The organism is Streptococcus atopicus (genome assembly GCF_049166725.1).
Taxonomy (GTDB): domain Bacteria; phylum Bacillota; class Bacilli; order Lactobacillales; family Streptococcaceae; genus Streptococcus; species Streptococcus hominis.
In genome coordinates, this window is sequence record NZ_JBMHFC010000017.1 from 1 (window position 1) to 25,044 (window position 25,044).

Consider the following 25,044-nt stretch of genomic DNA (forward strand, 5'->3'; position numbering starts at 1 on the left):
AGGTTTCTATCTTTATTCGGTCAGTTATGGTAAGATGGTAGTAGCTCATAGTTTTTCCTCGGGTTCTGTTTGTGTGGTTACTTACAGTTTACACCAATGAAACACTATGAGTTTTTTTGTTGCACTACATTTTACAATTTATCATAAAGAAAAAGCAGTGAGTACTCTCTCCCGTCGGAGATTTCTTCACTACTAATCTTAGTATGTTTTATGTAGAAAAAAAGTCCCATATGACCTATAATGAAAAGCATCTAAACTACTCATTAGAAAGACTCATATGGAACAACTCGATTTTATCACAAAACTTCTTGGAATTGAAGACCAAAATATCAAAATAGACAATCTTTTTGATACCGGTACTCACAAAGAAATCCTGGCCCACCTTGACTATGATGCTCCTCCATGCCCTGCCTGCAAGGGACAGATGACCAAATACGACTTCCAGAAACCTTCTAAAATCCCTTATCTGGAGACAGCAGGATACAAAACCCTTATCCGACTCAAAAAGCGGCGCTTTCGCTGTAAGAACCGTGGAAAAATGGCTGTCACCGAAACCTCCTTCGTCCAGAAAAATCACCAGATTGCCGCTGCAGTCAAACAAAAAATCGCTCAATTATTGGTTGAGAAGCAAGCCATGACTGATATTGCGCACAGGCTCTCGATCTCAACTTCAACCGTCATTCGCAAGCTCAAGGAATTCAAATTTGAAATGAACTGGCAGAAACTGCCAGAAATCATGAGCTGGGATGAGTATAGCTTCAAGAAAGGAAAGATGAGCTTTATCGCTCAGGATTTTAATACCAATGAGGTCCTAGCCATCCTGGACGGCAGAACCCAAGCGGTCATTTGAAACCATTTTCTACGCTATCCTAGACAGGTTCGTATGAGGGTTAAAGTGATGACCATGGACATGTTCAGTCCTTACTATCAGCTGGCCAAGCAGCTTTTCCCGTATGCCCAAATTGTTCTCGATCGTTTCCACATTATCCAGCACCTCAGCCGAGCTATGAACCGTATCCGCATCCAAATCATGAACCAATTCGACCGAAAATCTCAGGAATACCGAGCCCTCAAACGCTATTGGAAACTCCTCCAATAGGACAGCCGCAAGCTCAGCCATAAGCGTTTTTATCGGCCAACCTTTCGGGCGCATTTAACCAATCAAGAGATTCTCCATCAGCTGCTCAGCTATTCGGACCAACTTCGACAGCACTATGAGCTTTACCAGCTCCTGCTCTTTCACTTTCAGGAAAAGCAAGCTGATTATTTCTTTGACCTAATTGAGGAGGTTATTTCTGATGTTCACCCGATTTTTCAGACAGTTTTTCGAACTTTTCTGAAGGACAGAGACAAGATTCTCAATGCCTTGGAACTGCCCTACTCCAACGCCAAGCTGGAAGCAACTAACAATCTCATCAAGGTCATCAAGCGAAACGCTTTTGGATTCAGGAACTTTGACAACTTTAAGAAACGCATTCTCATCGCTTTGAACATCAAAAAAGAGAGAACGAATCTCGTCCTCTCGCGATGTTGGCTGACATCAACCCACTACAGTTGACAAAGAGCTACTTTTTTCTATCATTCTCCAAAAACATTTTGAATATCCTCATCCGTTATTCCAATCATAGGGTTGATTTTCAAGAAATTTTCCTCAGTCAAGATATATTTTTCCACAGTTGTTTCCAAATTATTCACAGAAGTGTGTATAACTTTTTCATCAGTTAGGAGGTCTGAAAAGCGTTGGATTAGATAGGTATTGCGAGCTGTGCCAGTGTTTTTGACAGCAAAGTCAAAGGCAGACTTTTCCCCAAGAAGAATCAATTTGCTCTTGGCACGGGTGATAGCAGTATAGATAAGATTGCGTTGCAGCATACGGTGGCTGCTGGATGTAATCGGTAAAATGACTACAGGAAATTCACTACCCTGAGATTTGTGGATACTCATAGCGTATGCCAGACGAATTTTATACCATTCGCTGCGTGGGTAAATGACTTCATTGCTATCAAAGTTGATAGTCAACTCGTCCTGTTTAGAGTCCGTATATTTTGCTGGCAGCAAATCAGTGATATAACCCAAATCGCCGTTAAAGACATTGCTTTCCGCATCATTGACCAGATGAATCACCTTGTCGCCTTGTCGATATTGACAATCCGTTGCTTCAAAAATGATTTGTTCTGTTTCGACAGGATTGATTAGATTTTGCATGAGTTGATTGATGTGGTCAATCCCAGCCTGTCCGCGGTACATAGGCGCAAGCACCTGCACATCTTGAGCTGGAATGCCACTGCGGAGAGCTGCCTCCACGATGCGCTCGATCATCTGTGGAATATGCTCGTTGCGCGCTTCAAAATAAGAACGGTCAGCTTTTTTTTCTATAAAATCAGGTGGCAGAATGCCTTTTTGAATCTGACTAGCTAAGGTAACAATCGTGGAATCTTCGCCCTGCCGATAAATTTTTTCTAATTTGGTCTGTGGAAGGAGGGGGATTTTCAGCAAATCTGCTAACACTTGTCCAGGACTGACAGAGGGTAGCTGGTCGGCATCTCCGACAATGAGTAGCTTGCTATTGGAAGAGATATTGCTGAGTAGTTGATTGGCTAACCAAGTATCTACCATTGAAAATTCGTCCACAATAATAAAATCTGCGTCCAAATAATCGTCTAAATGGCTGGTGTCGTCGTCTCCTGTCATGCCTAAATGCCGATGAATTGTAGCGCTTGGAAGCCCTGTTAATTCATTCATGCGTCTGGCAGCACGCCCAGTAGGAGCTGCTAGCAGGATAGGCAAATCTTGAGATTTGCGCAAATCCAACCCATTCAGCAGAGCATAAACAGCAATGATTCCATTGATGACGGTCGTTTTTCCTGTTCCAGGGCCACCCGTTAGGATAAAAATTTTGTGATTGATAGCGTCACAAATTGCTTGTTTTTGAGTCACATCATAGGAAATGGCAAACTCATTTTCGATTTGAGCAATAGCAGCTTCGATCTTTTTCGGTTCAAACTTGTTTTGCTTCCCTTTTTCTAAAATGCGCAAGAGATTGCTACGAATCCCTTCTTCGGCAAAAAAGAGACTGTTTTCAAAAATCTTTGTATCAATATTTTGAACTTTATCTTCTTCAATCAAATGTGCCAGCTCATCCGCAACAGAACTTGGGTCTAACTCAATCTGACGGGAACTTTCGAGGAGTTCAATCGTATGTTCCAGAAGTTCTTTTGCTTCAAGATAGGTGTCGCCTTTTTCCATAGATTGAGTGAGGAGCGTGTGAAGCAACCCAGCACGAAAACGCTCTGGAGCGGTACCTTCAATCCCTAAGCTTTGTGCCAGTTGGTCGGCAATTTTAAAACCAATTCCTTGAATGTCTTCTACCAATTGGTAAGGATAGTGTTCCACGATTTCTAAGGTTTCTTCCTTGTAGAAATCTTGCACTTGAAAAGCTAGTTTGTTGGGGATACCGTATTCAGATAGCTTGGCAAGGATTCTCTCGGTACCGTAATTTTGTCTTAGTTTCGTGAGAAAGGCTTCGCGATTTTTGGCAGAAAGACCTGCAATATCCTTTAATTTTTCTGGCTCTGCTAAAACTTTGTCAATCGTGTTATCGCCATAGAGATCCACGATTTTTTGCGCTGTTTTTACACCAATCCCTTTAAAATGGTCGCTTGAAAAATATTTGACTAAGCCTTTGCTGGTTGGCTTTGCCCGCTCATAGCGTGTTATTTTGAGCTGTTCCCCATATTTAGGGTGTTGCACGAGGTTTCCCCAAAAAGTATAGTCTTCGCCCTCCATAATATCCGCCATGGTGCCTGTGACAATAATCTCAAAATCATCAAAATCTGCATCGGTGTCGTCAATATCTAACAGCAGAATCCGAAAGAAACTGCTGGGATTTTCAAAAATAATGCGTTCAATAGTGCCTGAAAAGTAAAATTCCATCATCTTCCTGTATCAATGTTAAAAGAATGGGAGTGGAACAGAACTAAAAATCAAAAATTTTTAGTTCGTAGTCCCACCCCCACAAGGTGCTTAAACAGTTGTCAAGCTGTTTAAGGTTGCAAATGAAGAAAACGAAGTTTTCGTCAAAGGTGCTCTTCCAAGCTTGAAAAGCGAACAGCTTTGATACTTGCTTCGCAAGTTTTATCTGCCACCTCAAAGCAGTGCTTTGAGCAATCACGGTGGCTTGCTTCACAAGTCTGATTTCCAACCTTCAACAATTCACTAGATTGTTGAAGCTGCGTTATTCGTTTATTCCTAAATCTGATAGAAGCTGGAACACTTTTTGTCCACCTCCAACGAATCAAAATAGACTTGTTTGGGATTAAAAAGTGCCAATTCTATTCAAAGGCCAGAAGCGGAATTTTGCTTCGCCCTGCAATTGACTGGCTTTAAAGGTTCCTACCTGACGGCTGTCTTTTGAAACAAGACGGTCGTCTCCTAAGAGCAGGTATTCGCCTTTTGGAACTTCAATAGTGAAACTAGTGTTGCCGTTTGCGTCCTGCGTAAAGGCTTGAGCTTTGTCTGCTAAAGATTGGAAGAAACTATTGTAGGAATAGGTTTTCTGCAATTTATCATCTTTAAACTTCGTGAGGTAATTGTTAAGATAAGATTCGTTGGTCTTTTTGCCATTTACATACAATTGGTCGTTTTCGTAGCGGATAGTGTCTCCAGGAAGACCGATCACCCGCTTGACAATTTGCTTGGTTTTTCCATCTTCGTCTTTTTCACTTGCAACGACAATATCAAAGCGATTGACAGGCAGGTGTTTGACAACAAATAAATACTCTCCATTAGCTAAGGTTGGATCCATTGAATGCCCGTCTACCTTGACAGGAACCCAGAAAAAGGCGCGTGATAAGAAAAGAACGGCCATAAAGAGGATAAAAAATCCCCATTCTTTCATAAATTTTGAAAAAGTAGTTGATTTTGCTTGCATAACTTACCTTTCTAGAAGTTTTTTTGCTTTTTCAGTATTTTTAAAATGTAGTTTCGCACTCACTTCTAAACTCTTCATACCATAGGCTTGAAGAAGCTGACTTGCGACTTTATCGGACTTTGCTCCTGCTCCGCTAGGCAATTCGTAGCCGAGCTCTTGGCTTAAATTTTCAAGATTTTCTAAAAAGAGGTCGCGTGCAATCATGGAACTGACTGCTACGGCTAAGTATTTCCCTTCTGCTTTTTCCTCTAATGTAATAGGATTTGAAAAGTGATTGCTTTCCTGCTGGAGATATTTTTGATAATTTTTGTCGCTCGTGAAGGCATCAATGACAATTTTTTCTGGCTGCACTCCCGTTTGTAGTAACAGATAAATAGCTTGGTTGTGAAGGGCAACCTTGACAGACACCGCATTGTAGCCAGAAGCGATAACTTGGTTGTATTTTTTCGGGGACAATAGCAGAGCTTGGTGTTGGATTTTTTCTTTCAACAGAGGAACGATTTGCCTGATTTTCTGGTCTGTCAGGCTTTTAGAGTCATCAACTCCCAGCTTTCGTAGAAACCTATGCTGTTCTGGTGTGACAAAAGATGCCACAACAGCGAGTCCACCAAAATAAGAACCATTTCCCACCTCATCTGTTCCAATCAGAGGATAATTCTGCCGATGAGCTGTCGTTTTTTCTTTGGATGCTTGATAGCCAAAAAATTCTGCTGCCTGTCCGGCTGTTTCCCCTTGAAAGAGGACTTTTCCTGAAGTATAGACGGAGACAGTTGCCTTATTAAGCTTAAAAAGATAGCGAATGTAGGGATTTTTGCTAGCGACAAGCTGTGTCTGATATTGTGTGACAAAATCTTGAATTTGTCTCTCGCTTGGTTGCAAGGTAATACTTTCCATATTGTTATTGTACCATAAAAGTGATAAATTTCTTTAAAAACTGACAAAATCGCTTCCTTTTGGTATAATATTTTGAGGTGATTTTATGGCAAACTTAAATCGATACAAATTTACTTTCGGAAAGAAGAGTGTAACCTTAACAACAGAACACGATAATTTATTCATGGAAGAAGTTGAAAAGGTTGCAACAGAAAAATATCACGCAATTAAAGAGAAGATGCCTGCGGCAGATGATGAAACATTAGCTATTTTGCTGGCAGTCAATAGTTTAGCGACGCAATTGTCACGTGAGATTGAGTTCGATGACAAGGAGCAAGAGCTGGAAGAACTTCGTAAAAAAGTGTTAGAAGCCAACAAGCAAAAGGTTAGTGAGCAAGAGGGGACCCTATGATTTCATTAGTAATTTTGCTGATTTTGGCTTGGAGTTTTTACATTGGCTACTCGCGCGGAATTGTATTACAAATTTATTATACTATTTCGGCAGTCGTTTCAGCTATTATTGCGGGGCAAATGTACCAATCTCTAGGTGAACAAATCAATCTTTTAGTTCCCTACGCCAGTGCACAGGAAGGAACATTTACCTATTTCTTTCCCAGCAGCCAATTGTTCCAGTTGGACAAGGTTTTTTATGCCGGTCTGGCTTATCTAGCAGTTTATACGATTGTTTATAGCATAGCCCGTTTTATTGGGATTTTTATTCACTTGGTGCCAAACAAGAAAGCCAATGAGCGTTGGTACAATGTTGCTAGTGGTGTTTTGGCTGTTTGCGTCACTTTGTTTGGGATTCAAATATTGCTGACCGTTTTAGCAACGATTCCCTTACCACTTGTTCAAAATCATCTCAATGCTAGTGGTTTAGCTCGTTTTATCATCAGTCACACACCAATTACTTCAGGAATGTTGAAACAACTCTGGGTGACCAAAATCATCGGATAAATACAAAGACTCAGTTGGTGGTGCTAGCTGAGTTTCTTTTTCATCAGGAAAGATAAGAATATGAATAGAAAAATTTTAGAAACATTAGAATTTGGGAAAATCAAGGCGCTCTTTGAACCCTATCTTCTGACAGAACAAGGGTGCTTGGAATTGCAGCAGCTGTTCCCATCCAATAAACAGGAAAGGCTGGAGACAGCATTCTTAGAAATGACGGATATGCAGCAGATTTTTGTACAGCGTCCGCATTTTAGTCTAGCTGCGACCCAAGACATTACGGGCTTGACCAAGCGCTTGGAGCTGGAAGGCGACTTAAACATTGAAGAATTTCTCGCTCTGAAGCGGGTTCTGGCTGTCACGCAAGAATTGACTGATTTTTATGAGGATTTGGAAAATGTTGAGTTACAAAGATTGAATCGGCTTTTTGAAAATCTGGTTCCTTTTCCGAGCTTGCAAGGAGCGCTGCAAGCTATCAATGAAGGCGGATTTGTTGAAAGTTTTGCTAGTGATAATTTGGCTCACATTCGCCGGAAAATTCAAGAAAATGAAGTTCAGGTGAGAGATGTTTTGCAGGATATTCTCAAGAACAAGGGCGATATGTTAGTAGATCAAGTAGTAGCCAGTCGAAACGGTCGCAATGTTTTGCCAGTCAAAAATACATTCCGCAATCGTATCTCAGGTGTGGTGCACGATATTTCTGCCAGTGGAAACACGGTGTATATTGAGCCGCGGGCAGTGGTCAATCTCAATGAAGAAATCACCAATGCACGTGCAGACGAGCGCTATGAGATTTTGCGGATTCTGCAAGAGTTATCAGAACGCATTCGTCCGCATGCTGCTGAAATTACCAATAATGCTTGGATTATCGGACATCTGGACTTTGTTCGAGCTAAGGTGCGTTTTATGCAGGAGAGAGGCGCGGTAGTGCCCAAGCTGTCTGACCGTCAGGATATTCGACTGCTCCATGTTGCTCATCCTCTGATAGAAAATGCAGTAGCTAATGACTTGTACTTTGCGGCGGATTTGACTGAGATTGTCATTACGGGCCCGAATACAGGCGGAAAGACCATTATGCTCAAAACTCTAGGTTTGGCTCAGCTTATGGCACAGTCTGGTCTGCCTATTTTGGCAGATGAAGGGAGTCGAGTGGGGATTTTTGACCAAATCTTTGCGGATATTGGAGATGAGCAGTCTATTGAGCAAAGTTTGTCGACCTTCTCCAGCCACATGACGAACATTGTCTCTATTTTAGAGCAGGCTGATGAGAATGCTTTGGTGCTTTTGGACGAGCTGGGAGCAGGAACTGACCCTCAGGAAGGAGCAGCTCTTGCTATGGCAATTCTTGAGGACTTGCAGCTACGACAAGTCAAGACAATGGCAACAACCCACTATCCAGAACTCAAAGTCTATGGGATTGAGACTGAGGGAGTGCAAAATGCCAGCATGGAATTTGATACAGAGAGCCTAAGACCGACTTATCGTTTTATGCAGGGAGTGCCGGGGCGTTCCAATGCTTTTGAGATCGCAAGGCGTTTAGGTCTGTCTGATAGAGTGGTCAAAGATGCTCAAGAATTGACTGACACGGACAGCGATGTCAATCGTGTTATTGAGCGCTTGGAAAAACAAACCTTGGAAAGCCGCAAGCGGTTGGATAGTATCCGAGAAGTGGAGCAAGAAAATCTCAAATTTAACCGCGCTCTTAAAAAGCTCTACAATGAGTTTAATCGGGAAAAAGAAGCCGAGCTGAATAAGGCAAGGCTAGAAGCGCAGGAAATCATTGATGTGGCGTTGACGGAGAGTGATACGATTCTCAAAAATCTACATGCTAAATCCAGTCTCAAACCGCACGAAATTATTGAAGCCAAAAGCCAGCTGAAAAAATTGTCTCCTGAAACGGTGGATTTGTCACAGAATAAAGTATTGAAACAAGCTAAAAAAGCGCGAAAACCAAAAGTGAGAGACGATATTCTGGTGATTAGCTATGGTCAGAGAGGCACGCTTGTCAATCAGCTCAAAGACGGTCGCTGGGAAGCACAAGTTGGTCTCATCAAGATGACCTTAGAGGAAGCAGAATTTAACCTGCTCAAAGCTGAAAAAGAACAGCCTAAGAAAAAGCAGGTCAATGTGGTGAAACGAACGACAACAAGCGGACCAAGAGCCAGACTGGACTTACGAGGCAAGCGCTACGAAGAAGCCATGCAAGAGCTGGACGCCTTTATCGACCAAGCCCTGCTCAACAATATGGCGCAGGTGGACATTATCCACGGGATCGGGACGGGCGTCATTCGCGAAGGCGTCACCAAATATCTCCGTCGCAATAAGCATGTCAAGAGTTTTGGCTATGCACCGCAAAATGCTGGGGGCAGCGGAGCAACGATTGTGGTGTTTAAGTAATGCAGAGTTGGTGAACAAAACTGTTCATGGTAAAGAAGAAAGATTGAAAAGAGGAAACATTTATGAGACAAAAAGGAATACAAGATTCTTGTACAACGATTCTGGTTGGGAAAAAAGCGAGTTATGATGGTTCAACTATGATTGCACGTACAGAGGATTCGCAAAATGGTGTGTTTACGCCCAAGAAATTTATTGTTGTTAACCCAGAAGATCAGCCGCGGCATTATAAATCAGTGCTGTCAAGTTTTGAGATAGATTTGCCGGACAATCCAGTTCGCTACACCAGTGTACCGGACGCTCTTGCAAAAGACGGGATTTGGGGTGAAGCTGGTATCAATGTCTACAATGTAGCCATGAGCGAGACCGAGACGATTACCACCAATAGCCGAGTGCTGGGAGCAGATCCTTTGGTGGCGACTGGTATCGGAGAAGAAGATATGCTGACCTTGGTGCTGCCTTATATCAAAACGGCGCGTGAGGGCGTGTTGCGCTTAGGGAAGATTCTTGAAGAATACGGCACCTATGAGTCAAACGGGATTGCCTTTTCTGACGTGGATGAAATTTGGTGGTTGGAGACAATCGGCGGACATCATTGGATAGCTCGCCGTGTGCCAGATGACGCCTATGTGACCAATCCAAACCAGCTGGGAATGGATTATTTTGAGTTTGACAATCCAGAATATTTCCTCTGTGATTCTGATTTGAAAGACTTTATTCGTCGCAATCATTTGAATCTCAACTATGACGGGGAATCTTTCAATCCGCGCTATGCTTTTGGCAGCCAGCGTGACAAAGACCGTCATTACAATACACCGCGTGCTTGGGATATTCAGCGTTTTCTCAATCCAGAAATCGAGCAAGACCCGCGCTCCTTTTTCCTTCCTTGGTGTCAAAAACCCTACCGCAAAATCACGATTGAAGATGTCAAGTATGTCCTTAGCAGCCATTACCAAGACTCTCCTTATGACCCTTATGGCTTAGAAGGCACACCTCACAGCCAGCGGACTTTCCGCACGATTGGGATTAACCGCACAAGTCAAACATCTATCTTGCAGTTGAGACCCAATAAACCCCAGGAAACGACGGGTATTCAATGGTTGTCCTATGGCTCTATGCCTTACAATACAGCCGTGCCTTTCTTTACTCAAATTTCTACGACGCCGACTTATTTTGCGAATACAGGTGAGAAAGTCTCTACGGATTCGTTCTATTGGACAAATCGCTTAATCGCTGCTTTGGCTGACGCGCATTTTTCTAGTCATCTGGGAGATTTGGATGATTACCAAGAAACGACCATGGCTTTGGGACATGAAATGTTAGGGCGCGTGGATTGTGCCTTAGAAAAGGGAGAAATAGTTGACTTCGAAGCAGAAAATCAAGCCCTAAGCGATAAAATTCAAGAAGCAACGGACCAACTTCTGAATAAAATCCTGCTAGACGCCAGCAATCTGATGACCAATCATTTTTCTTTGAGCGACTAAATCCGTAGCACATTCTGCCCCTACAAATGCTTCGTCTCAAGTAATTGCTAACGAATAGAAGTTCGTTTTTGGAAAATTATTGAATACTAATTTGCGGAGGAGTCCTCGCTCCGTAGCAAATATTTTGCAAATGCTCCCTTTTAGTGTAGAATGATGTCAAGAAATGAAATAGAGCGATGACATTGGTCATCGTCAGAGGAGAATAATATGGTAGCAGCAGTTACAGATGCAAATTTTGCAGAAGAAACAAAAGACGGACTTGTCCTCATTGACTTTTGGGCAGCATGGTGTGGTCCTTGCCGCATGCAGGCACCGATTTTGGAAAAATTAGCCGAAGAAGTGCATGAAGACGAATTGAAGATTTTTAAAATGGACGTGGACGCCAATCCAAATACACCTCGTGAATTTGGTATCATGTCAATCCCGACCCTCATCTTCAAAAAAGACGGGCAAGTGGTGAAGCAAGTTGTTGGTGTTCATACCAAAGAACAATTAAAAGCTATTGTAGCGGAATTGAGCTAAAAAAGAAAAGGCTTGAACGAAAGTTTCAAGCCTTTTCTCTTTTCAAGATTAGAAGAGTACTTTTGACGAAAATTCGTTTTCATCAGTCACTACCTTTTTGCTAATAGATCAATACACTAATCGGTGCTATAATGAAAATGAAGAAAGATTGTTTCAATCAGAAAGGACGATTAAATCCTGGGAACATTTGGAATAGTAGCTGTATTCGTCATTGTTGTACTTTTATTCATTTGTATCTACCTTCTTTTCAAAGTTATCTTCAAAAAATAAAGTTAGAAGTTAAGCAGGAAATAATTGCAAACAAGACAATTTCATTTCGTCCGCGCGGCTGACAAGGCAAACTGATTGTCGTTCACTCCGTCCGCCCGGCGGACGAGATAAACTTCTTTTGATTCATGCTGTCCGCCGGGCGGATGGAGCAAACCAAAAGTAAGGGAGACTTTCCGCCGGGCGGACGGAGCAAACAAAAAGTAGTTGAGGTCATCCGCCGCGCTGACGGAAAAAGAAGAAGTCATTGAAACAGTCGCTTTAAGAGACAAGTAAAAAAGGAAAGAAGGAATTTATGAAGCAAGAAAAGCTCATTGGACTTAAACTTAGTAATCTTCCCTTCTGTGCTCAACAATAGTCGCAAATACCATGCGGATACCCTTGACTGTTGCAAGGTCAAAGAGCCTAAAGCAGAATTGGGCTAATTAAAAAATGAGGTTGGGATTTTTCCAACCTCATTGTATTACGTTTTTTTCCTTTTTCTCCAAGTACTTTTTTCTGCAACTGCGGTAAAGAGGGCATCCGTTGAGGAATTGAGCGCCGTTTCACAGGAATCTTGGATAACTCCAATGATGAATCCTACCCCAACGACTTGCATGGCAACATCATTTGAAATCCCGAAGAGACTACAAGCAACAGGAATGAGCAAAAGAGAGCCACCTGCCACCCCGGAAGCGCCACAAGCAGAGATAGCGGCGACAATGCTGAGGATTAATGCTGTCGCAAAGTCAATCGAAATGCCTAATGTATTGACTGCAGCAAGGGTGAGCACATTGATGGTAATAGCTGCTCCAGCCATGTTAATAGTGGCACCAAGTGGGATAGAAACGGAATAGGTATCTTTGTTGAGTCCTAGTTCTTCACAAAGTTTCATGTTGACAGGAATATTAGCAGCTGAACTACGTGTGAAGAAAGCTGTCACACCACTGACTTTTAAACACCGCCAAACAAGTGGGTAGGGATTTTTTCTCATCAGAACAAAGGCAATGAAAGGGTTGACGACCAGAGCTACAAAAAGCATGATAGCGATTAAAACTGCTAACAAGCTGCCATAGTTAGCCAACACTGCCAACCCTTTGTCAGAAATCGTTTTAAAGACTAAACCAAGAATTCCAAAAGGAGCCAAATTGATAATCCATTCAACGACCTTAGAGGTTACACTTGCCATAGTTTGCAAAAGCTCTTTACTGCTTTTGCTGGCTTCACGCATGGCAAGTCCAAATACCACAGCCCAAGATAATATTCCAATATAGTTTGCGGTGATGAGAGCATTGACTGGATTGTCCACTACTTTGAGCAACAAATTACTGAGGACTTGCCCAATCCCATCTGGTGGTGTAATCTTGGTCTTTGACGCTGTGAGTGTGATGTGTAAAGGAAAAAGGTAGTTAGCTAGCACTGCGACTAAAGCTGCTGAGAATGTTCCCAAAAGATACAAGATAATGATAGTTTTCATGTTGGTTTCTTGCCCTTTTCGATGTTGTGATAGAGCATTGGTCACCAAAGCAAAAACCAACAGTGGAGCAATGCCTTTTAAGCCACCAACAAATATATCTCCTAATAACCCAATTGCTGATAGCTTAGGAAAGGTCAAGCCAAGGACAGCTCCTAATGCAATCCCGATAGCAATACGCTTAATCAAACTAGATTTTTTCCAAGCTAAAACTATTCTTTTCATATCATATGATCCCTTCATAATCATAATGTCTCCCATTATAGTATAAATATTCTGAAAAATCAATCTGTTTTAGATAGAATACACTGGGGGGAGTTAGCATTCCCCTGATTCAATTAGGCTCAGATATGGTATAATAGAGATAAATACGAGGAGGTGAAGTATGCTCTCAGTAAACAAGAATGTATTCTATCGCTACTTTGAAAAACTCAACTGGTCTCATTTGGTAGATGATGTCTTTAGCAAGCTCGTTTCACTTTTGCTCTTGCTAGCTCTCTTTTACCTTGCTAAAAAGCTGGTACATGTACTCGTAAGAAAGATTATCTCACCCTCTTTGAAACTCTCCAGTCAAGACGAAGGGCGGCAAAAGACCCTCACTCGTTTGATTGAAAATTTGCTGAATTACACTCTTTACTTTTTTTTGATTTATTGGATATTGGCGATTTTAGGCTTGCCGGTGTCAAGTTTACTGGCAGGAGCTGGGATTGCTGGGGTGGCAATCGGGATGGGAGCGCAAGGCTTCTTGTCTGATTTAGTCAATGGTTTCTTTATTTTGCTGGAGCGGCAGTTGGATGTCGGAGACAGCGTTCGTCTGACTAATGGCTCGATTAAAATCGCAGGAACAGTTGTGAGTGTCGGAATTCGGACGACACAAGTGCGCGATGCAGATGGCACTTTGCATTACGTTCCTAATCGCAATATTACTGTCGTCAGCAATCTCTCACGCGGTAATATGCGAGCGCTCATTGATATTCCATTATACGCTCAGACGGATTTGGAGAAGGTCACTCGGATTATCCAGCAGGTCAATCAAGAATATGCGGGCGATCAAGTAGAAATTTTGCAGGAACCGACGATTTTAGGTCCGCAAGTTAGCGAAAATGGTCAATTTTATTTTCGTATTAGTATCACCGTCCAAAGCGGTAGCCAAAGCACCGTTTATCATCAATTTTACAGACTGTATCATGACGCTCTATTAAAGGGAGGAATTGATTTGCCAACTATTTATGCGCCAGCATAGGCAGAAAGGAGATTACTATGGAAGAACAAGTACCGCATGAAATAACGACCCCTGACGGTCACGTCTATCGCTTGAAACAGCCTTTGTATAAACAGCCTTTGTTTTGGACGACAATCATTAGCTGTGTCATGCTCTTTTGCATCACCCTCATGGTGGCTGGTTTAAGTATTGTCAACCTTGCTTTTCTAGGACATGGCACTCGAACTGAAATTTATCAAGATAATTATAAACATCATCGTCTGGGAGATAGCGTTCGTTTTGAAAATGGTCTGAAAGTTACTGTCCAGTACATTCACGTGGATTCTAAAGAGCGAATGGAAGGTCAAGCAACAGGTGCGATGATTACGGCTAAGGTTATTATCGAAAATACCTCTAGCGAAAAGCTCCCACTCAATGTTTATGACTTTGATTTACAAGACGAAATGGGCGAATCCTATGTAATGGATGATGATATTTTTGAGGTCAACAAAATCAAAGAGGAACTCGTAGCGGGTGAAAAGGTAGAATGGAAGCTGATGTATGACGGTGAGGACGGCGCGCAGCAACCTTACACTCTCACTTATGACAATGTCAAGTGGGGAGAAACCAAAAGCGTGAAGTTTTAGAAATTTTCAGCAGAAGAACAGTAAAAGGCTGTGGACAAATTCGTCCACAGCCTTTTATTATGTATATTCGTTTAAACAATTCCTTGGGCGATCATAGCATTGGCGACATTTTCAAAAGCAGCGATGTTCGCTCCTGCTAGATAGTCTTTGCCAAGATTGTAGTTTTCAGCAGTTGTCTTAGCAGTGTTGAAGATGTTGGTCATGATGTCTTTCAGACGAGTGTCTACTTCTTCACGTGTCCATGAGAGACGGAGACTATTTTGGCTCATTTCAAGAGCAGATACAGCCACCCCACCGGCATTGGCAGCCTTGGCAGGACCATAAAGGAGACCATTTTCTTTGTAAACGGCAATGGCGTCAAGATTACTTGGCATGTTAGCACCTTCTGATACACAGAATACGCCTTGCGCTACCAAGCGTTTTGCTGCTTCACCATCGATTTCATTTTGAGTGGCACATGGCAGGGCAATGTCAAATGCACCTTCGTAAGTCCAGACAGAGCCTTCGTGATAAGTAGCACTGGCTCTGTCAGCAGCGTATTCTGTCAGACGAGCACGACGTTTTTCTTTCACATCTACCAAAAGATCAAAGTCAATTCCGTCCTTGTCAATGATATAACCATTTGAATCAGACACAGAAATGACTTTAGCACCGAGGGCAGTTGCTTTTTGCACAGCATACTGAGCTACATTTCCAGCACCGGATACGACAACGGTCTTTCCGTCAAAACTTTCACCGTTTGCTTTAAGCATTTCTTGCGTATAGTAAACAAGGCCGTAACCAGTTGCTTCTGGGCGAATCAGAGAACCTCCAAATCCAAGTGGTTTACCAGTCAAGACACCAGCATCAAATTGGCGTAGGCGTTTGTACTGACCGTAAAGATAGCCAATCTCGCGTCCGCCAACCCCAATGTCACCAGCGGGAACGTCAAGAGAAGGACCGATGTATTTTTGCAATTCTGTCATGAAGCTTTGGCAGAAACGCATCACTTCAGCATCTGTCTTGCCTTTCGGATCAAAGTCAGATCCACCTTTACCACCGCCGATTGGCAGTCCAGTCAAAACATTTTTAAAGATTTGTTCAAATCCAAGAAATTTCAAAATCCCTTGATTAACCGTTGGGTGGAAACGAAGACCGCCCTTATATGGCCCGACTGCGGAATTAAATTGTACGCGGTAACCGCGATTGACTTGAACCTTGCCGTCGCGATCAACCCAAGGAACACGGAAACTAATCACACGTTCTGGCTCGGTAATGCGCGCCAAAATGTTTTCTTCAATGTATTCAGGATGTTTTTCAAAAACTGGTTCAAGCGTGTTTAAAAATTCTTCTACAGCTTGCAGAAATTCTGCTTCGTGAGCATTGCGAGCTTTCACAGCTTCAAAAGTGTTTTGGATATATTCTTTAGCAGTTGTCATAGATTTCTCCTTAAATAAGATACGAGGACGAGTAAAAGTCGTACAAAAATAGGAGGCTAACGCCGTGTTTGATAAACACAAGGAAACCTATCTTTTTTGCTAGACTTTCCATCCGAGTTCAGTTGCAATAAGATACTAAGACTGTAAAAAACAAAAGCAATCACGTCGCTATGCTCCTTAATATCCACGTCCGTAATTCCCTATACTCGAACGGTCATGGGAAAAAGAGGTAGCTCAACAAAAGTTGCATTGCAAGATTTGTTAGACTTGTCTGTTCTAGCTATCAATGGTCTTAGCCCAATCACAGAACGAGATTTTCGTCCTAGTTCTGTGTGTGTTATCTTTTGTTACATGTGCCATTATAACAGAAAACAAAAGAGCTGTAAAGAAAAAAGTTGAATTTTCTGAAAATTCCGACTTAATATTCAAAACAAACTCTTGCTCAGCAAAAATTCAGTTGTTTATCCCGAACGTTTCTTCTTTCTATTCCGTTCAAAGAGTCATATTTCTGCTTTTAGTGGTACAATAGAAAAAATGAAAGGAGCATTTCATGTTATCAACTCAAACACAAATTGCTGGTTTTTCTTTTGACAACTGCCTGATGAATGCGGCTGGCGTTGCCTGCATGACGATTGAAGAACTAGAAGAAGTTAAAAACTCAGCTGCGGGAACTTTTGTGACTAAGACAGCAACCTTGCAAGCGCGAGCAGGAAATCCTGAACCTCGTTACCAAGATGTACCACTAGGTTCAATCAATTCAATGGGACTACCCAATCATGGATTGGATTATTATTTGGAGTATTTGTTAGACCTACAAAAAACAGAGTCCAATCGAACCTTCTTTTTGTCGCTGGTAGGTCTGTCGCTAGAAGAAACCCACATCCTTTTGAAAAAGGTGCAGGATAGTAACTTTAAAGGCTTGACTGAGCTCAATTTATCTTGTCCAAATGTTCCTGGAAAGCCACAAATCGCTTATGATTTTGAGGCGACAGAGAAGATTTTGAGTGAAGTATTTGCCTATTTCACTAAACCGCTGGGCATTAAATTGCCACCATATTTTGATATGGCACATTTTGAACAAGCGGCAGCAATTTTTAATAAATTTCCTCTTTCTTTTGTCAACTGTGTTAACTCAATCGGAAATGGTCTTTATATTGACGATGAAACAGTTGTTATTCGTCCGAAAAATGGCTTTGGCGGAATTGGTGGTGAATACATCAAACCGACTGCCCTTGCTAATGTTCATGCTTTTTATCAACGGCTCAATCCTACAATCCAAATCATCGGTACAGGTGGTGTGTTGACGGGTCGAGATGCTTTTGAGCATATTCTCTGTGGAGCTAGTATGGTGCAAGTCGGAACAACGCTGCACAAAGAAGGTGTAGGAGCTTTTGAGCGTATTACTGAGGAGCTGAAAGCAATCATGTTAGAAAAAGGCTATGAAAGCATAGAAGATTTTCGTGGGAAGTTGAACTATCTGGATTAAACCAGAGTGGTATTTAACAGTTCATTGCCATATCATTCTCAAGAAAGTTCTAATCAAATTCTTATAACATTTTAGGAATTTGTGAGAAAATAAGAACAAAGAAATGAGGTGTTTTTATGGCTGAAATTTATCTAGCAGGTGGCTGCTTTTGGGGCTTGGAAGAATATTTTTCCCGTATCACAGGTGTGACTGATACAACTGTCGGCTATGCCAATGGGCAGGTGGAATCTACCAATTACCAGTTGATTCATCAAACCGACCATGCTGAAACAGTTCATGTGACTTATGATGAAAATTTGGTTAGCTTACGAGAAATTTTGCTCTATTATTTTCGGGTGATTGATCCGCTGTCTATCAATAAGCAAGGAAATGATGTCGGACGTCAGTACCGCACAGGGATTTATTACATAAACGATACGGATGTGTCAGTCATTAGCGAAGTCGTAAAAGAGCAAGAACGGCAATTTGGCCAGAAGATTGCGGTGGAGGTAGAACCGCTGCGCCATTATGTATTGGCAGAGGATTATCATCAAGATTACCTCAAGAAGAATCCTAGTGGTTATTGCCATATCAATGTCAATGATGCCTACCAGCCTCTAGTAGATCCAGGACAATATGAGAAACCGAACGAAGCAGCTTTAAAGGCAGATTTGTCTGAAGAATCCTACCAAGTCACTCAACATGCAGCAACCGAACGACCATTTCATAACGAATATTTTGCAACGTTTGAAGAAGGCATTTATGTGGATGTGACAACGGGAGAACCGCTTTTCTTTGCCAGTGATAAGTTTGATGCTGGTTGTGGCTGGCCGAGTTTTACAAGACCGATTGCCAAAGATGTGATCAAGTATTATCAAGATAAAAGTCACGGTATGGAGCGGATTGAGGTGCGGTCACGTTCAGGAAATGCACACTTAGGTCATGTTTTCACAGACGGTCCACAGGAACAAGGCGGACTTCGCTACTGTATCAATTCAGCAGCGCTACGCTTTATTAAAAAAGAAGATATGGAAGCTGCAGGATATGGCTACTTGCTTTCATATATGAAGTAAGATCAGTAGAGTAAACAGTGACTGAGCTAGACGGCTCTGCTTATTTCGCAACTACTCATAAATGTGTGGATAGAGCGACTAGCAGTTTCAAAACTAATTACAGACTAAACAAATGTTGTAGTGATTGATTGCTCAAAGTATTGCAGATAGGATTTGCGGAGTAAATTTTAATGTTTTTCCCATTTTTTAAAGCTTGCTATTTGGTGTGGATTTTGCTACAATAACTAAAAAATTCAATGAAAACATATAATCTCCATAATAGGGTTGGAGAGTTTCTACCGTCTTACCGTAAATAAGCGTGGCTTTGTCCTTAGTTATGTTGTCAGATACAAATAGAGCATAGGGTAATGTGAAATGATCGTCCCATACGACTTTTGTTTTTGCGATTGCTACGCTGACAAATGCATAGTAATTGAATGCCTTGTGACTCTTATTTAAAGGAGAAGCAATGAAAGCATTTAAACAAGTGAATTTGGTGACATGTGATGCAGATTTTCATGTCTATCGGAATGGGCTGTTGGTGGTAAACGAGGACAAGATTGTTTATTGTGGGAATGAGGATGCCACTTGGGAAGCGCGGGCAGATGAGACGGTAGATTGTGAGGGAGCTTGGCTTATGCCGGGTCTAGTCAATTGCCATACCCACTCTGCTATGACCACACTTCGTGGCATTCGAGACGACAGCAATCTCCACGAATGGCTAGAAGATTATATCTGGCCGGCAGAAAGCGAGTTTACACCAGAGGTAACAACAAGAGCTGTCAATCTGGCACTTACAGAAATGCTTCAGACTGGGACGACGACTTTTAATGATATGTACAATCCCAACGGTGTTGAAATTGGGCAGATTCATGAAGTGGTGGCACGCTCTAAAATGCGTTGTTATTTTTCACCGACTTTGTTTAGCTCCGATATGGAGACGACGGAAGAAACCTTGGCGCGTACTCGGACTATTATTGAGGAAATTCTGTCCTACAACGATGACCGCTTTAAAGTAATGGTAGCACCACATGCGCCATATAGTTGCAGTAAGGAGTTGCTAAAAGGAAGCTTGGAGCTGGCGCGTGAATTACAGCTGAAATTGCATATCCATGTGGCAGAAACACAAGCAGAAAATGGCATAATTTTAGAACGTTATGGAAAACGCCCACTTGCTTTCTTGAAAGAATTAGGTTATCTGGAGCATGAGGGGATTTTTGCCCACGGTGTGGAATTAAATGAGCGAGAAATTGCAGAACTAACAGCCTCTAAGATTCATATCGCCCACAATCCCATCAGCAATCTCAAATTAGCATCTGGCATTGCTCCCATAACAGACTTGATTCAAGCTGGCGTGACAGTCGGACTTGCAACGGACTCGGTCGCTTCTAATAATAATTTGGATATGTTTGAAGAAAGTCGTACCGCTGCTCTTTTACAAAAAATGCGCACAGGTGACGCCACTCAATTTACCATTGAGCAGGCTTTGAAAACAATGACAATTGAAGGTGCCAAAGCACTCGGCATGGATGATCAAATCGGCAGCCTAGAAGTTGGCAAACAAGCAGATTTTTTAATCATTCAGCCAAAAGGTAAAGTGCACTTGTACCCAGAGGAAAATATGCTCTCCCACCTTGTCTATGCTGTCAAGGGAAATGATGTTAAAGATGTCTATATAGCAGGTGAGCAAGTTGTAAAAGACGGACAAGTCCTGACGATGGATGTAGTTATGTAAAAATGAAAGTTCTAAAGGAATCTTTGAAGAACCTCTTTGACACAATAGAGGTTCTTTCTTTATAAATATTTCAGACAAGTTAGTAAGTCCATCTTGTATTGTATAGTAAAAATTAGAGGTTCGTGACAATTGTTCTAACCTCTAATTTTTGTAATAAGTATAACAAGCTTATGAGCCATAATGAAGCTAAATGGATAAAAACTCCTTTTGCAAACAAAGAGCAACGCCAGCGACTGCGCCAGTAAAATCACTATAAGGCTCGATAATGAGTTCGGGTAAGTCTTTGAAGAGTAGTTTTGGTTGTTGTGAGATTTCTTGATAGAAAGCTGCAATGACTTTGTCATCAGTCAAGATGGGACTGTGCAGATAAATTTTCTTTGCATCAATCATCATGCTAAGGTTTAGCAGGGATTGTGCTAAATACTTAAATGCCAAATGAAGGAGATTGAGAATAGCTTGGTCTCCTAAGTTATATGCTGTGAGGATAGTTTGAATCGTGATCTCTTCTTTATCTGTGACAAGTGATTTTAAATGTGTTAACTCGGCGGTTTCAAAGATGATTTTTGCTTTTTTTATCAGCCAACTTTCACTAGCATAAGTCTGCAAACAGCCTCTGCGTCCGCAACCACAGACTTCTCCGTCAGGACAAACGACGGTATGACCAATTTCACCGATGACAATATTGCTTTTGCCGTAGATTTTGCCATTGTACATGTAAGAGCAGTGCATACCCCGTGCAAAATGAAAATAGATAAAATTCTCATCCAGTTGGTAAGCAGAAAAAAGGCGCTTTGCTAGTGCCATGCAATTGACATTATTAGAAAAGTAAATTGGAAAAGAGAACTCGTTTTTAATCTTCGCTAAATCAAATTGTTCCCATGTTTGATTGTTTGTTGTAATCAAGTCATTGTGCAAATAGCGTCCAGGGATAGCTACTCCCACGGCTTGAATTGTATAGGAATTGTTCCGAAAAATGAATTGTTCAAGTAAATGACAAAACAAATCAGCGCCTTCTGCTAGAATTTTTTCCGAGGTGACGGTTGCTTTATCTTTATCAATCACATTTCCTGTATTATCACTCAACACAAAAGAAAAATATTTTTCTGATAGTTCGCAGCCGATGAAATAAGAGTGCTGTTTTTTTATACCCAAGAGGATTTTCTTTCGCCCGACTTTTGTGTGTTCTTCATCTTCCCCCAGCTCATACAGCAGTTTTTCTTGGATCAAACTTCCTGTAATCGCACTAACTGTAGCAGGAGTAATGCCCGTCTCTTTTGAAATATCAATGCGAGAAATTGGCCCCTTGGCGTAAATTTTATCTAAAATAATTGTTCGTAACTCAGCTTGTTTTTTCGTTTGATTCATTATCTACCATCCTTCCCTGCATCTATTATATATTGATTATAAAAAATTATCAAATATAAGTGAAAGCGCTTGACTTTTACAGAAAATCGTTTTAAAATATAATTAAAGAGTAAGATAAAGTTGATTTTATCTGCTGATTAATAATATATTATAACCAAAGGAGATTGTAAAGATGGATAAATTTTTACAAGAGAAGTTAATGCCCATTGCCATTAAGCTGGGAAATAATAAAGGCTTAGTGGCAATTCGGGATGGAATTACGCTTGCAGTACCATTACTGTTGATTGGTTCTTTGTTTATGGTTATTGCTAGTTTTCCTGTTCCAGGATGGGAAGCTTATTTGACAAAAATTGGGGTTTCTGCCTATCTATGGAAAGGCGTGGATAGTAGTTTTGGTCTGATTGGTTTGGTAGCCAGTTTTGGGATTGCCTACTATATGAGCCGCCAATACAAAGTGGATGGGATTCCTTCTGGGATTATCTCGCTTGCTGCCTTTATCACAGTGACACCATTCCTTGCTACTAAAACAGGAAACGGTGTTCCTACAGCATTTTTAGCTTCACAAGGTCTTTTTGTAGCAATCATTCTTGGCTTGGTAAATGGTTACATCTATCAATGGTTTATCAATCATAATGTTCAAATTAAAATGCCTGATGGTGTTCCGCCGGCAGTTTCAAAAAGTTTCAGCGCCATTATTCCAGGTGCAGTGATTATCACAGGCTGGTTGTTGGTTTATGCCCTTTTAGCAAGTTTAAAACTACCAAATTTGCATGCGGTCGCTCAAACTGTTTTAGGAAAACCGCTAGGCCTACTAGGTAATAATTTATTTGGTTTGATGATTCTAGTCGCTTTAAATAGTTCATTCTGGTTTGTTGGACTTCATGGAGGTAATGTTGTCAATGCGGTTATGAAACCATTGTGGCTTTCGAACCTTGATGCCAATAAAGTTGCTTATCAAGCAGGGGAAAAATTACCACATATCTTTACTAGTGTTTTCATGGATAATTTCGTCTTCATTGGCGGTGGTGGCGCAACTATTGGCTTGGTATTAGCGATTGGTTATTTGGCGAAAAAGAAAAAATCAAGTAAGCAGATCAAAACACTAGCACCTATTACAGTAGTTCCAGGTTTGTTCAATATCAATGAGCCAACGATGTTTGGTGTTCCAATTGTCTTAAACATTTTGCTTCTGTTCCCATTTATTTTGGCACCGATTGCGAATCTCATCGTTGCATGGTCATCCATGGCAAGTGGTCTTGTACCGTTAACATATACTGACCCAGGTTGGACAACTCCTCCGATTATTAGTGGCTTGCTGGCAACGGGAAGTTTTAAAGCGTCTATTTTACAAGCTGTTCTTATTGTGATTGATATTTTAATCTATATTCCATTTGTAATTACTATTGAAAAACGCTTTAAAGCAGAAGAAAATCAGTAGGGAGATGAGAATATGAAACGATTAATTAGTGCAAATCCTTCGGAAATTTTGAATATGACAGCCCAAGAGCTCAAGCAAAGCATTCAAGCGAGTGAAGGGCGAGTTGTCTTATCTGAAAATGTGGTCATTCGTGAAACCTTTGTCGGAGATATCACCAATGCTGAAATTGCAAGAGCTTTTGGTGCAGATATGATTTTGCTGAATTGCTTAGATGTTTTCCAACCAGAAATATTTGGCTTAGATTGTAAAAAAGAGCAAATTGTTCACGAATTGCATCGCTTGGTAGGAGCTCCGATTGGAGTGAATTTAGAACCTGTTGATTTGGAAGCTGATATGTTGGAAGAAGTACAAGTGATTGCTGCCGGTCGGCAAGCTAGTCAGACTTCTTTTGAACAAATTGAAAAATTAGGCTTTGATTTTGTCTGCTTAACAGGTAATCCAGGAACAGGAGTTAGCAATAAAGAAATTATTGATGCAGTAAAATTAGCTAAGCAGCATTTTTCAGGTTTGATTATAGCTGGGAAAATGCACGGTGCAGGGGTATCCGAGCCGGTTGCAGATCTTCAGACAGCTGAGAAATTATTAGACGCGGGTGCAGATGTGATTTTGGTGCCAGCCGTTGGAACGGTTCCTGCTTTCAGCGATGAGGAAATGAGAGCTGTCGTAGATTTAGTACATAGTAAAAAAGGTTTAGTTTTAAGTGCTATTGGCACTAGCCAAGAGACATCAGATGTGGATACGATTAAACAAATCGCACTTCGTAATAAAATTTGTGGTGTGGATATTCAACATATTGGGGATGCAGGCTATGGTGGTTTGGCAGTAGTGGATAATATTTATGCACTAAGTAATGCTATTCGAGGGCTTCGGCATACAGTGTCTCGTCTAGCAAGGTCTGTCAATCGATAGGAAGTAATTATTTGATGAAATAGAAGGAGTAAACATGGCTAAAACAACCATTATGTTAGCATGTGCTGCGGGCATGAGTACCAGCTTGCTTGTGACAAAAATGCAAGCTGCGGCAGATGAAAAAGGATTAGATGCAGAGATTTTTGCAGTCCCAGCTCAAGAAGTGGACGATATAATTTTGGAGAAAAAAGTAGATGTTTTGTTATTAGGACCGCAAGTTCGGTATCTATTAGAGCAATTTACGGAAAAATTGAAGGATAAAAACATTCCAATTGGAGTTATCCCAATGGTGGATTATGGCATGATGAATGGTTCAAAGGTATTGGCATTAGCTGAGGAACTGATCGGAGGCTAGAGGTTCGATATGGAAAATTCAAATTTAGAAAGTATCATGTCCCTCATTATGTATGGTGGCGAGGCAAAGAGCAATGCTTTTGAAGCGATTCAAAAAGCTAAAAAAGGCTGTTTTGAAGAAGCGCGTGAAAAATTAAAATTAGCTAACAAGGATTTAATATCAGCTCATAAATCTCAAACCGAAATGCTGACACAGGAAGCTCAAGGTGAAAAGATTGAGCTTAGTCTTTTGATGGTGCATGCTCAGGATCATTTGATGACAAGTTTGACTTTCATTGACTTGGCAAAAGAAGTCGTTGATGTGTACGAGCGGCTGGCAAATGAGATGAAGTAAAAAAACGGTTTTACACATTCTTATAAATCAAAACTTTGGTTGGTGATAATCCAATCAAAGTTTTTAAATTGTCTTACTTCGTTATTGAATGGTAGCTCTATCTCTAGTTTGATAACGATTTTTTTAAATGATAAATTGTAAAATATAGTGCAACAAAAAAACTCATAGTGTTTCATTGGTGTAAACTGTAAGTAACCACACAAACAGAACCCGAGGAAAAACTATGAGCTACTACCATCTTACCATAACTGA

21 protein-coding genes, 1 pseudogene and 1 riboswitch are annotated in these 25,044 nt (G+C 41.2%); of the genes and pseudogenes, 15 read left to right on the top strand and 7 right to left on the bottom strand.

Going from position 1 to position 25,044, the window contains the following annotated elements:
- Positions 1-277: 277 nt before the first annotated feature.
- Positions 278-1,558, top strand: a pseudogene (locus ACOMA9_RS09585) (ISL3 family transposase).
- Positions 1,559-1,578: 20 nt separating this feature from the next.
- Here the strand turns inward: ACOMA9_RS09585 and recD2 are convergent.
- The 3 genes from recD2 to rnhC all read right to left on the bottom strand — a co-directional run bounded on the left by recD2 (position 1,579) and on the right by rnhC (position 5,824).
- A complete protein-coding gene (recD2, locus tag ACOMA9_RS09590) occupies positions 1,579-3,933 on the bottom strand; it encodes an SF1B family DNA helicase RecD2 (RefSeq protein ID WP_330945422.1) in 2,355 nt (784 codons plus the stop codon).
- Between the two features lie 382 nt (positions 3,934-4,315).
- A complete protein-coding gene (gene lepB, locus ACOMA9_RS09595; protein ID WP_003028620.1) occupies positions 4,316-4,930 on the bottom strand; it encodes a signal peptidase I in 615 nt (204 codons plus the stop codon).
- Between the two features lie 3 nt (positions 4,931-4,933).
- Positions 4,934-5,824 carry a ribonuclease HIII gene (rnhC, locus tag ACOMA9_RS09600; RefSeq protein ID WP_330945413.1) on the bottom strand — a complete coding sequence of 297 codons (891 nt, stop codon included), beginning with the start codon at positions 5,822-5,824 and terminating at the stop codon, positions 4,934-4,936.
- Between the two features lie 85 nt (positions 5,825-5,909).
- Between rnhC and ACOMA9_RS09605 the strand changes: the two genes are divergently transcribed.
- The 5 genes from ACOMA9_RS09605 to trxA all read left to right on the top strand — a co-directional run bounded on the left by ACOMA9_RS09605 (position 5,910) and on the right by trxA (position 11,154).
- On the top strand, positions 5,910-6,215 hold the full coding sequence (locus tag ACOMA9_RS09605) for a hypothetical protein (RefSeq protein ID WP_003026418.1): 306 nt from the start codon (positions 5,910-5,912) through the stop codon (positions 6,213-6,215).
- The gene (locus tag ACOMA9_RS09610; RefSeq protein WP_151380230.1) at positions 6,212-6,760 is read left to right on the top strand and encodes a CvpA family protein; all 549 of its coding nucleotides are present in this window, start codon (positions 6,212-6,214) and stop codon (positions 6,758-6,760) included. Before ACOMA9_RS09605 ends, ACOMA9_RS09610 begins: the two co-directional genes overlap by 4 nt.
- Before the next feature lie 60 nt (positions 6,761-6,820).
- A complete protein-coding gene (locus tag ACOMA9_RS09615) occupies positions 6,821-9,151 on the top strand; it encodes an endonuclease MutS2 (RefSeq protein WP_151380229.1) in 2,331 nt (776 codons plus the stop codon).
- Between the two features lie 62 nt (positions 9,152-9,213).
- Positions 9,214-10,632 (top strand): C69 family dipeptidase, encoded by a 1,419-nt coding sequence (locus ACOMA9_RS09620; RefSeq protein WP_004224420.1) that lies wholly within the window; start codon positions 9,214-9,216, stop codon positions 10,630-10,632.
- A gap of 207 nt (positions 10,633-10,839) precedes the next feature.
- The gene (trxA, locus tag ACOMA9_RS09625; RefSeq protein WP_106384693.1) at positions 10,840-11,154 is read left to right on the top strand and encodes a thioredoxin; all 315 of its coding nucleotides are present in this window, start codon (positions 10,840-10,842) and stop codon (positions 11,152-11,154) included.
- Between the two features lie 311 nt (positions 11,155-11,465).
- On the opposite strand, the gene ACOMA9_RS09630 is transcribed toward trxA, so the two are convergent.
- Positions 11,466-11,669 (bottom strand): hypothetical protein, encoded by a 204-nt coding sequence (locus tag ACOMA9_RS09630; protein ID WP_330945415.1) that lies wholly within the window; start codon positions 11,667-11,669, stop codon positions 11,466-11,468.
- 215 nt (positions 11,670-11,884) lie between these two features.
- Positions 11,885-13,099 carry a serine/threonine transporter SstT gene (sstT, locus tag ACOMA9_RS09635; protein ID WP_100069427.1) on the bottom strand — a complete coding sequence of 405 codons (1,215 nt, stop codon included), beginning with the start codon at positions 13,097-13,099 and terminating at the stop codon, positions 11,885-11,887.
- Positions 13,100-13,259: 160 nt separating this feature from the next.
- Between sstT and ACOMA9_RS09640 the strand changes: the two genes are divergently transcribed.
- On the top strand, positions 13,260-14,117 hold the full coding sequence (locus ACOMA9_RS09640; protein ID WP_037618903.1) for a mechanosensitive ion channel family protein: 858 nt from the start codon (positions 13,260-13,262) through the stop codon (positions 14,115-14,117).
- Between the two features lie 17 nt (positions 14,118-14,134).
- Positions 14,135-14,722 carry a DUF4352 domain-containing protein gene (locus ACOMA9_RS09645; protein WP_037618905.1) on the top strand — a complete coding sequence of 196 codons (588 nt, stop codon included), beginning with the start codon at positions 14,135-14,137 and terminating at the stop codon, positions 14,720-14,722.
- 71 nt (positions 14,723-14,793) lie between these two features.
- Here the strand turns inward: ACOMA9_RS09645 and gdhA are convergent, their stop codons facing one another.
- On the bottom strand, positions 14,794-16,140 hold the full coding sequence (gdhA, locus tag ACOMA9_RS09650; RefSeq protein WP_037618911.1) for an NADP-specific glutamate dehydrogenase: 1,347 nt from the start codon (positions 16,138-16,140) through the stop codon (positions 14,794-14,796).
- A gap of 550 nt (positions 16,141-16,690) precedes the next feature.
- Between gdhA and ACOMA9_RS09655 the strand changes: the two genes are divergently transcribed.
- From ACOMA9_RS09655 to ACOMA9_RS09665, 3 genes are all read left to right on the top strand, one after another.
- Positions 16,691-17,626, top strand: a complete 936-nt coding sequence (locus ACOMA9_RS09655) for a dihydroorotate oxidase (protein WP_247905973.1) — start codon at positions 16,691-16,693, stop codon at positions 17,624-17,626.
- Between the two features lie 116 nt (positions 17,627-17,742).
- Entirely contained in the window at positions 17,743-18,678 is a 936-nt protein-coding gene (msrB, locus tag ACOMA9_RS09660) for a peptide-methionine (R)-S-oxide reductase MsrB (RefSeq protein WP_022525466.1), read from the top strand.
- Positions 18,679-18,900: 222 nt separating this feature from the next.
- Positions 18,901-19,003: riboswitch (purine riboswitch) on the top strand.
- A 123-nt stretch (positions 19,004-19,126) separates the two neighbouring features.
- The gene (locus ACOMA9_RS09665) at positions 19,127-20,392 is read left to right on the top strand and encodes a TRZ/ATZ family protein (RefSeq protein ID WP_330945417.1); all 1,266 of its coding nucleotides are present in this window, start codon (positions 19,127-19,129) and stop codon (positions 20,390-20,392) included.
- 186 nt (positions 20,393-20,578) lie between these two features.
- On the opposite strand, the gene ACOMA9_RS09670 is transcribed toward ACOMA9_RS09665, so the two are convergent.
- Positions 20,579-21,757, bottom strand: coding sequence for an ROK family transcriptional regulator (locus ACOMA9_RS09670; protein WP_330945418.1), 1,179 nt, complete (start codon positions 21,755-21,757; stop codon positions 20,579-20,581).
- A gap of 172 nt (positions 21,758-21,929) precedes the next feature.
- On the opposite strand from ACOMA9_RS09670, the gene ACOMA9_RS09675 reads away from it, so the two are divergent.
- The 4 genes from ACOMA9_RS09675 to ACOMA9_RS09690 are packed head-to-tail and all read left to right on the top strand — an operon-like array spanning position 21,930 to position 24,792.
- Complete coding sequence (locus ACOMA9_RS09675; protein ID WP_195323247.1) at positions 21,930-23,195, top strand: PTS sugar transporter subunit IIC; 1,266 nt, start codon at positions 21,930-21,932, stop codon at positions 23,193-23,195.
- A 12-nt stretch (positions 23,196-23,207) separates the two neighbouring features.
- Positions 23,208-24,104, top strand: coding sequence for a DUF7916 family protein (locus ACOMA9_RS09680; protein WP_421425370.1), 897 nt, complete (start codon positions 23,208-23,210; stop codon positions 24,102-24,104).
- A 34-nt stretch (positions 24,105-24,138) separates the two neighbouring features.
- On the top strand, positions 24,139-24,459 hold the full coding sequence (locus ACOMA9_RS09685) for a PTS sugar transporter subunit IIB (RefSeq protein ID WP_004224457.1): 321 nt from the start codon (positions 24,139-24,141) through the stop codon (positions 24,457-24,459).
- A gap of 9 nt (positions 24,460-24,468) precedes the next feature.
- A complete protein-coding gene (locus ACOMA9_RS09690) occupies positions 24,469-24,792 on the top strand; it encodes a PTS lactose/cellobiose transporter subunit IIA (RefSeq protein WP_004224460.1) in 324 nt (107 codons plus the stop codon).
- Positions 24,793-25,044: the final 252 nt, after the last annotated feature.